Below are 9383 nucleotides of genomic sequence, written 5' to 3'. Positions count from 1 at the left end.
CACAGATTCCGAGCCAACCGGAGACACGACCCATTTGGCAAGGCTGGATGCCCTGTAAATCCTGGTATCGCCCAATTCGTAAATGTAGGGAGCTAGGTTAGAATCCAAGGACAATTTATGTTCTCCAATTAGCTCCAGACGGAAACGATTTGGAGGCGCATCTGGGCAAAAGCTCCCAGTGCGCGCTGAGGAAGCCACCTTCCTGGGATACGGGGAGCAGGCCTGAGGCCGACCGCCCTACCGGGACACCCCCACCTTGCGCCAGCAGGTGGGGGAGCATTCAAATTGATAGTTACTCAAAGCAGTTATGGTTTCGGTAAAAGACCAAATCGTGTTAATTACAGGTGCCAGTAGTGGCATCGGGGCCTCTTGCGCCCGCCAATTTGCCGAGGCGGGTGCGAAATTGGTGTTGGTGGCGCGACGCGACGATCGCCTGGAAGAATTAGCAGCACAACTCAAACAAGCGTTTAACACCGAAAGTTTGCTCGTCCCCCTAGACATTCGCGATCGCGCCACGGTGACATCGGAATTCTCCAACCTGCCGATGGCTTGGAAATCCATCGATATTTTAATCAATAATGCTGGTCTGAGTCGCGGTTTAAATAAACTCCACCAAGGCAATATCGACGACTGGGAAGAAATGATCGACGCGAATGTAAAAGGATTGCTTTACGCCACCCGCACCCTGGTTCCGGGGATGGTAGAACGGGGGCGCGGTCATGTGGTGAATATTGGCTCGATCGCCGGTCGGGGGGCGTATCCGGGGGGCAATGTTTACTGTGCCTCGAAAGCGGCTGTCCGCGCGATTTCTGATGGGTTAAAACAGGACTTGCTGGGCACGCCGGTGCGGGTAACGGAAGTGGAACCGGGTTTGGTGGAAACCGAATTTAGTATTGTCCGCTTTCACGGCGATCGCGATCGGGCGAAAACCGTTTACGAAGACCTCACACCCCTGACTCCCGACGATATCGCTGATGTGGTGATGTTCAGCGTCACTCGCCCGGCTCATGTCAATATTAGCGAGGTGTTGGTGGTGCCGGTGGATCAGGCGAATGCCACTCAAGTTCATCGCCGACGCTAAACTAAAAAAAAAATACCTGCGAAGCGAGAATTTTGGCGATGCAAAATGCTTTCGGGTCTGAACCCAACCGCCCTACCCAACGGAGGGGGATGAACGTGGCAAAACTATTCCTCATCCTCCTGCTGGGTGGTTTTGCCCTCTTTTTTGGGGTGCGCGATTTCCGGCAACTGTTTTCTCGGTGCGGGCCTATGGGTTTTTCTGCAAAAAAGGGTGGGTTAGCATGACATCGGCGAAGCTGCAAGCACAGGCGAAAAAAGGCAATCCGAAAGCGATCGCGGCATTGCTGGAACGACAGTTTAAGTCCCAATCTCTCCGGGCGAAAGTTCGGTTAACGCGGGGCTGTTTGCAGGTTATCCTGTCGTCGCCGCAGTTGAGCGATCGCCAGGTCTATATTTCGGCGATCGCACAGCTGCTAATGACTTTAAACGTCAAGGGTATCCGACGGGTAAAAATCCTGGCCAAATACCCCCATCAAAAAGCCCCCAGTTGGACTCACGATTTTCTCCTCCCCACTCCCTCGCCCGCCCACCGCCGCGTGCCAGGGCGGCGCAAAAATTCGGGGACTGCTCGTCGCCGCCCCCGCGCGCTTCACCGCCGCCCCACCCAGAAAGACCCTTGGTTGGCGGTGAATTTATCGGTTTTATTGCCGGGATTGGGACAATGTTATGCCGGCAAACTCTTGCGAGGATTGGGGTTTTTTGTGGTAGAAGCCATTTTGCTAGCGATCGCTCTTGCCACTTTTTTCAGCCCCACGGGCAATTCCCTCACCAGTTTCGGCTTGCTTTTTCCTATTTTTATCTTTTATATTATCAACATTATCGATGCCCATAAGTGTTTTAGAACTATTTCTTTCTCTCAGTTAGAAAACGTTCTCAAAAACAAACGGAATAGAAATAACCCCTGGGTTGCAGTTTTTCTCTCGCAGATTTTACCGGGGTTGGGTCATCTTTATCTCAACAAAATGTTTTTGGGCGCGGTGTTCCTCATCGGTTTGATTTTGGCCTCGAATGTGGCGCGAGTGTATGAAGGATGGATTGTGGTGCCGCCTTTGATGTATGCGATCGCCGCTTATCATGCTTATTTTCTCGGGTCGCGAGGGCAAGGCGATCGCCCCGAACCAATTGTCTGGGTGGTGGCGCTGATTGTGACCCTGAAAGTCAGCTTTATTCTCCTGCCCGCTGGGGTGGAACATCATTTCGTGCAACGATTTACTATTCCGAGCAATTCGATGCAGCCTACCCTGCAAGCGGGCGATCGGATTTTGGTTCGCAAATCCCCGGACTATCGCCCTCAATTCGGCGATGTTGTCGTGTTTCGCGCCCCTAAATTCGCCCAACAACTCGACCCCAATGCTGGGGAATTGTTTATCAAGCGCGTCATCGGCACCCCGTTAGAAGTGGTCAGCCTCCAAGATGGCATCTTCTATATCAACGATCGCCCCTTACAAGAAAACTATCTCGGCTCTCTGCCCACTTACCCCTTCGACCGACAACTCGTGCCGGAAGATAGTTATTTTGTCCTCGGAGACAACCGCGACGAAAGTTTTGATTCCCACGTCTGGGGTTTTGTCCCGCGCAAAGATATTATCGGCCAAGCTTATAAAATCTACTGGCCCAGGTCGCGCATCGGGGCGATCGAATCGGTGAAACAAGAGTGAAACAGCAGCAAAGCCCCGCACCCAAGAAGGGTGGGGCGTTGCTCTGGATCGACGCTCGCCGACGCGGGCTATGACGCGCGCTCGATGCGGTTAAAATCTCAATCCGACGCCTCCTTGTAGGGAGATGGCAGTGTCGCTCTCATCTTCGTAAGCATCAAAGGCGATCACGGCATTGCCAAATAAAACAAATCGGGTATTGGGCACGGAATAGTCTACTCCCGGTTGAATGGCAAAGCTGACTTTATCCCCCACGGGGGTATCGCCACTGGCAAGGGCGGCACCGGCTCCTAAATACACATCCGCTTGCCAGGTGAGGGGAAAATCATAGGAAATGGTGGGCACGACGGCACTCCCATCCCCGCTAAAAAATCCTTGGGCGCGTAACGACAAGGGCACCGGCAGCAGTTTGTAGCGCGCCGCCACAACCACGGCATTGTAGCGCTCGTCATTGTCCACTTCTGTCAATCCCACGGAGCCACCCACCCCAACATAACTGCCATAGGCGGCTTGCGCGGCTGAGCGATCGCTGCTCAAACCAATGCTGCTGGCGATCGCCACGCTTCCCAGGGCCAGTGCGCCCACTTTCGAGAAAATAGCCTGGAGACGTTCCATATCCCTACTCCTCATTACCGATAATAAAATAATCCATCTGCTGGGTCGATTTTACCTTACCCGATGATTGGTGGGCGAAAAATTGTCAGTTGGCCATCTGCAATCCTCGAAGGGCAGGCGGAGGCTCCTCGGTGGTGGGGATGAGATGGGTCTATTCGGGATTTTCCGGCGAGAACTGCTCGGTCATTTGAGAGCAGAGGGGATGAGTGCCGCCTTGGGTGCAGATATAGACAATTTGCTTATCGTCGAGATTTTGCGCTTTGGTAAAGTCAACCCCGCGCAGCAAACCGGAAAAGGAGTCATTGCTCGATTCGAGGAAGCGATCGCTTTGTTGTCCTTGGGCCGACAAGAAGTTGGCTCCCCGAAAATCGGCTCCATCCACAGTGGCTCCCTGCAACTGAGCCGAAGTGAGGTCAGCCTGCTGCAAGTTAACGTTTTTGAGTTGAGCGCCCCGCAAATCTGCATCGATCAGTTGGGTAGCGCTGAGGTTGGCATCTTCGAGGTTGGACTGACGCAGATTAGCACCTTGCAGGTTCGCTCCTTGCCAATCGGTGGCGCTCAAGAGTGCCTGGTAGAAGTTGGCTCCGGTTGCCGAAACTTGGGGAAGGCGCGCGCCGATCGCCTGGGTTTTGGCGAGATTGGCTTGGGATAAATTCGCGCCTGCGAGGATAGCGTCGGTCAGGTCGGCTTGGCGCAGGTCCGCCCCGATCAGTTGGGCGTTGTCGAGATTAGCTTTTGTGAGAATACTCCGGAATAAATTGGCGCGATCGAGGGTAGCGCGAGTGAGATTGCTGTAGGCAAAGACCGCATGAGTGAGAAATGCCTCGGTAAAATCGCTGTCGGCAAGTTCGCTACTGGTGAAGTCGGCAGTTTCATCGTCATAAGTCCCGAAGTTGCCATCCTTGCCCGCCCCATAAAATTGACTGCCCCTAAAACTGCCATGATTTAAGAGCGCGCCGCGCAGTTGAATGCCCGATAAATCGGTTTTTTCCAACACCAAGGTAAATTCCCCGTCCGGAAGTTGGGCCAGGTGAGTGCGGTTGAGGTCGATGTGCGCGAGTTGAGCGCTGTAGAGCTGCAGCAGTTTGGCGATCGCCCGTTGGGTGCTTCGCAGTCTCTCTTCCACAACTTGACGTTGTTCTTCATCCGTGCTATAGCGCAGGGCATCGAGATCCGTGCGGGTGGATTGATTTAATTTTTGCAAATAGGGTAACGCATTCGGTCCGCTACTGACCAAGGCTTGTTGCACGGCGGCGAAGCGTTCCCGGTCCGTTTCCAAACCGAGCAGATCTGCTAAAAGCTGAATCTGAGCCTCTGGGTTTTCTAAACTCCCCAACGCCAGAATCGCCCCTTGACGTTCGTCTGGTGCGAACTGTTGAACCCAGCGGAGAAATTTCTCCTGCTGTAGGCGATCGCGATCGCGATGCTCGATTTGCCCTTGGATGTAGAACTGGGTGCCCACAAAGGTGCCCAACACGGCGCTGAGAATGAGGGCGATCGCCAGCACCAAACTGGTACCGGGATGTTGCAGGATCCACAGCCACAGTCCCCGGGGTGCCATCATTTTCGACGGCGGGAGTGGGGGGCGATCGCCTCCCCCTTTTTTCCCCGAAGTCTCGATTTTGCGTGAATGAGTGCTTTTCATCGTTTGCGAATTCCTCTCAACCCGGTATCTGCCACTGGGAACCCATATTTTAGCAAGGGCGATCGCGATCCAGCGCCTTCGATCGGTGAAAATCGATGTTGCGCTTGCGAGTCAGGATTGCCCGAGCCACCGTCCCTGCGCCCACTCGTACCCTGGGTCAGTATAGCACCTGTCGGCGCAGTTTTTGCACTCCAAGGCATGATATGGATCGCGGATCGATGCCATTCGGGCGCGGCGGGGGTGGGGGAAGCTCAGGGGGCGGGTTTCGAGGGGGAAGATGGAGGGTGCTTTGGGCCAGCGATCGCTATGGATTTGGGTCATTGTCAGACTGGGAGGCGAGGAAAAATTTATATCCCACATAGCCTACCGCGCCGACGATTACCAGGGTAACAGCCAAGCGAATTAAATTTAACACGGTACTGACCACCGAGATGGCCAAAATACCCCCTACCACGATGGTCGCCCCTTTTCCAGTATTGGAGAGTCCTCCATACCAGACGCTCAATTGTTCGGAAAGGGATTTGAGGGTTTGCAACACTTCCCCATCCCGTTTCAAGGGTTGGGTGCGATGAATGTCCGTTTTCAGGTCTTCGAGTTTGCGCTTTAGGCGTTCGGGATTTTGGGAATTCATAAGCAGTTTTGGGGGAATGACGACGATGGGAAACCGGGACAACCGCTGCGATCGACAGCGGATGCCGCTGGTTGTTATTGTAGCGAATTTCTGGGGGCGCTGACGAGACTATCTCCGAGGGGCAATTTTACATCATGTGACATGTTCCCAGGGTTAATGGGGTTATTTTTTCCCGGTGAGGAAAATGCAGGCAATAATAAAAATCGTGAAGCAAAGGTAGCCCGAAACCGCGAACCACTCTTGCCAATTTCCCGAAACGGCGATTGCGATGGTCATACATTCTCAAATTGCATGCGTAGGGACAAACAGTGTGGGCGATCGCGGGTCTGAGTGGCTCGCGATCGCCACTTTACGATCGACCAAAACTCCTAGCGATCGCGAACCCCCCGGACTCGGAATTAAACTGGGGCGCTCCTTTGGTAAAATAAGAAAATCATGGAGAACGACCAGGGATTGGCAAGTGAGCAGAGCGATCGTGAACGGGATCGAAACCATTGGCAAAGGGCAACAGAGAGGGACTCAGGACGATTCATGGCCATTTTGGCCGATCGTGCCCCTGTACCCCTATCGCAAACGAGTCACCTTGCGACGGGAAGTGGTGAAAGATACGATCTGGACATTCGAGCAGGTGCAGGGCATCCTTTACGTGGTGGTGCCCATTCGGATGACCGTGGTGAAGTTATCCCAAGGGGGGTTGCTGGTGTATGCACCGGTGGCACCCACGGCGGAGTGCCTGGAATTACTCAACGAGTTGGTTGCGGCACATGGGGAGGTGAAATATATTATCCTGCCCACGATTTCCGGGTTAGAACATAAGGTATTTGTCGGCCCGTTTGCGCGACGCTTTCCCCAGGCGCAGGTGTTTGTCGCGCCCCAGCAGTGGAGTTTTCCGCTAAACTTGCCCTTAAGTTGGCTGGGGTTTCCGCGATCGCGCACCCAGGTTCTCCCGGAAAATAGCAGCAAAACCCCATTTGCCGAAGATTTTGACTATGAAATCCTCGGACCGCTGGACCTGGGACTGGGGGCATTTGGGGAAGTGGCATTTTTTCACAGGCCCTCGCGCAGCTTGCTAGTCACCGACTCCGTACTCTCGGTTCCGGAAGCACCCCCGGCGATCGTCAACTCGGATCCCTATCCGTTGCTGTTCCATGCCAAAGATAATGCCACAGATGCGATCGCCGATAGCGAAACGGCCCGTCGCAAAGGATGGCAGCGCATTTGCCTGTTTGCCTGTTACTTCCGCCCCAGCGCCTTAGAAACCATCGAATTCAAGCAAGCGTGGCGCGACGCGCGCTATGCCAGCGATCGCTCTAAAAAAGCATACTTCGGCTTGTTTCCCTTTGCGTGGAAAGCACATTGGCAGCGATCGTTCGAGGCATTGCGCGGTGGGGGACGTTTATTCGTGGCTCCAATTTTGCAAAAACTGATTCTCAACCGCGCCCCGAAAGAAACCCTCGACTGGGCCGATCGCGTTTCTCGGTGGTATTTCGAGCGGATTATTCCCTGCCATTTTGACGCCGCGATCGCCGCCGAGGCGCATCAGTTCCGACAGGCGTTTGCCTTTCTCGAAAAGCAACCGCGATGGAATGGCAATGGGGCGAATTTACCCCCGGAGGACTTTGAATTTCTCACAGAACTGGAGGAGGTACTCGATCGGCGCGGCATTACGCCACCTGCGAAAACGCCAGTGTGAGGTGCGGCCAGGTCGATCCTGAAACGGGACGGAATCGGCGTACAATGGGCAAAATTAACGGTTTAAAGACCATGATGCAAAACCAAACCACTTGGCTGAAAAATCTGGGGGTAGTGGCGATCGCTACTACCCTGCTGTTGAGTTTGACCGGTTGTCCCACGGAAAAAAGGGCGGTGCGCGCCCCCCTGACCGGTACCTGCGAATGTCCCTACGATTTAACCCGCAGCGGACAATTGTGCGGCGAGCGATCGGCCTATTCCCGAGGCGGAGGCGATCGCCCCGTCTGCTACGTCAGCGATCGCAAAGGGCGATCGACCCGAGGCAATCATTTGCTGATGGGCAACCCCAGCAACGCCAAACCCAATCCCAGCAATCCGAACAACTATTTAATGGAAAAGCCGCAATACGCTTTGTCCTACAACCGCAGCACCGGCATAGCAAACTGGGTCAGTTGGCAGCTCAATCCTTCCTGGTTAGGCAATGCAGACCGACAAGATGACTTTCGTCCCGATGGTTCCTTGCCCGGTGGATTTTACCAAGTGTCCCCCTCGGATTATCGCGGCACCGGTTACGATCGCGGTCACATCGTTCCTTCCGCCGATCGCACCCGCAGCAAGCGAGATAACAGCGCTACCTTTGTGATGACTAACATGATGCCTCAATCCCCCGCCAATAACCGCGAGGTGTGGCGAGAATTGGAAGAATACTCCCGGGATTTAGTCGATCGCGGTAAGGAACTGTATATTATCGCCGGATCGGAAGGAAAAGCCAAAACTATTGCCAATGGCAAAGTTACCGTTCCCCAGTACACCTGGAAAGTTATCGCCGTTTTGGATAAACCGGGACAAGGAGTAGGCGACATCACCCGCGAGACGCGCACGATCGCGGTGCGAATCCCCAACAGCCAACGGGTCGCCAATACAGACTGGCGGGATTATCGCGTCTCTATCGATGCGATCGAAGCCGCCACCGGCTACGATTTTTTCTCCAATGTCTCCCGTTCCGTGCAAAAAACCATTGAAAGTCGCGTCGATCGGTAAGTGTGATGCCTAGCGAGATTGTGTTCTGCTCCGGAGATAAGTGTCCCCTGAAACAACAATGCGTCCGCTTCACCACGCGCGGGTTCGGACGTCAAGATTTTTTCGTCGGGGTGCCGTATAATTTCCAAACCGAGGATTGCGATTACTTTTTGCCCCCTTATCGTCCCACCGAAGCGGACATTCGCATGCGAGCATATTACCTGTGGGCCGCTGACGGGGGTCCGGAGGGCAAATCCCTCGACTATTGGCTGCAAGCTTGTCGCGAAATGAACCCCCCCCAGTCGGGTTAGGTTCCCACCCCAGGGTGCAAGTTCTTGAGCCTCCCTCCTCTGAAAAGGCGCAGTAGAGACGCGATCGCTCGCGTCTCTATCCGTCATATCAAGCTCTTTGCAATAGCACGCGAAGAATTCCTCCGCATCGGTCTCCCTGAAAAGAAAGGGCATTGCGCTGTTCCTACAGGGGCAATCAAACTGCCTGGTTTTCTGGCGTTGGCAATGTTTCCTTTGTTGGCCAACTTAGGGTAAACCGATGGGGTTAGAATAAGCCAACTCGCCTAGGTTTCCACCACGGTGGTGGCAATTCCCGCCACCGTTCCCGAGGGGGTTTTGCCAATAACGAAGGTATCGATTTCTACTTCTCCGATGCGATAAACCGTGAGGTCGGCGAGATTGTTTTTCAGAAAATGCACCAGCTCTCGATATCGCCGTACTCGTTCTCGTTCTGAGGCATCTTGCCACTCTTTTTCAGTTACAGCGCGCTGAAAAAAATCGTCTGGATTTTTTTGTTGGATGGATGCGGTGGGTTCGCGTCCCGCCGCTTGAATGAGTTCTGCGGGGGAAACGGTTGGTTTATCCCAGGATACCACGTTCCAGGGATAATCGGCCTCACTCATCCACAAGAGACCGTCGGTGAGTTCTGCTAGTTTTTCGGTAATGGATTGGCGATCGCTCATCGAAAATTAGGGGTTGGTAAGGGGGGCGAATGGAAACCCCTGTCATTTATGTATGGGGAGGAATTCGCCCCC

General features: G+C 54.1%; 9 protein-coding genes. 5 read left to right on the top strand and 4 right to left on the bottom strand.

All coding sequences use genetic code 11. The features are described from left to right. Window positions 1-307 precede the first annotated feature (307 nt). Window positions 308-1081 carry an SDR family oxidoreductase gene (locus tag LKK83_RS09960; RefSeq protein WP_324630938.1) on the top strand — a complete coding sequence of 258 codons (774 nt, stop codon included), beginning with the start codon at window positions 308-310 and terminating at the stop codon, window positions 1079-1081. 220 nt (window positions 1082-1301) lie between these two features. Then, a complete protein-coding gene (gene lepB, locus LKK83_RS09955) occupies window positions 1302-2738 on the top strand; it encodes a signal peptidase I (RefSeq protein WP_324630937.1) in 1437 nt (478 codons plus the stop codon). A gap of 90 nt (window positions 2739-2828) precedes the next feature. Here the strand turns inward: lepB and LKK83_RS09950 are convergent, their stop codons facing one another. The 3 genes from LKK83_RS09950 to LKK83_RS09940 all read right to left on the bottom strand — a co-directional run bounded on the left by LKK83_RS09950 (window position 2829) and on the right by LKK83_RS09940 (window position 5626). After that, a complete protein-coding gene (locus LKK83_RS09950; RefSeq protein WP_324630936.1) occupies window positions 2829-3350 on the bottom strand; it encodes a hypothetical protein in 522 nt (173 codons plus the stop codon). Between the two features lie 151 nt (window positions 3351-3501). Continuing rightward, window positions 3502-4995 carry a pentapeptide repeat-containing protein gene (locus LKK83_RS09945; protein WP_324630935.1) on the bottom strand — a complete coding sequence of 498 codons (1494 nt, stop codon included), beginning with the start codon at window positions 4993-4995 and terminating at the stop codon, window positions 3502-3504. 304 nt (window positions 4996-5299) lie between these two features. Further along, window positions 5300-5626 (bottom strand): hypothetical protein, encoded by a 327-nt coding sequence (locus LKK83_RS09940; RefSeq protein ID WP_324630934.1) that lies wholly within the window; start codon window positions 5624-5626, stop codon window positions 5300-5302. 268 nt (window positions 5627-5894) lie between these two features. Here LKK83_RS09940 and LKK83_RS09935 point away from each other — a divergent pair, with 268 nt between their 5' ends. The 3 genes from LKK83_RS09935 (at window position 5895) to LKK83_RS09925 (ending at window position 8649) form a co-directional block, all read left to right on the top strand. Next, complete coding sequence (locus tag LKK83_RS09935) at window positions 5895-7319, top strand: DUF4336 domain-containing protein (RefSeq protein WP_324630933.1); 1425 nt, start codon at window positions 5895-5897, stop codon at window positions 7317-7319. 71 nt (window positions 7320-7390) lie between these two features. Then, the gene (locus LKK83_RS09930) at window positions 7391-8359 is read left to right on the top strand and encodes a DNA/RNA non-specific endonuclease (protein ID WP_324630932.1); all 969 of its coding nucleotides are present in this window, start codon (window positions 7391-7393) and stop codon (window positions 8357-8359) included. Window positions 8360-8364: 5 nt separating this feature from the next. Further along, a complete protein-coding gene (locus LKK83_RS09925; RefSeq protein WP_324630931.1) occupies window positions 8365-8649 on the top strand; it encodes a DUF2934 domain-containing protein in 285 nt (94 codons plus the stop codon). Between the two features lie 263 nt (window positions 8650-8912). On the opposite strand, the gene LKK83_RS09920 is transcribed toward LKK83_RS09925, so the two are convergent. After that, complete coding sequence (locus LKK83_RS09920; RefSeq protein ID WP_324630930.1) at window positions 8913-9311, bottom strand: nuclease A inhibitor family protein; 399 nt, start codon at window positions 9309-9311, stop codon at window positions 8913-8915. Window positions 9312-9383 lie beyond the last annotated feature (72 nt).

This window comes from Phormidium sp. CCY1219 (assembly GCF_035615515.1).
Taxonomy (GTDB): Bacteria; Cyanobacteriota; Cyanobacteriia; order Cyanobacteriales; family Laspinemataceae; genus CCY1219.
This window is presented reverse-complemented; position numbering and strand designations above follow the sequence as displayed.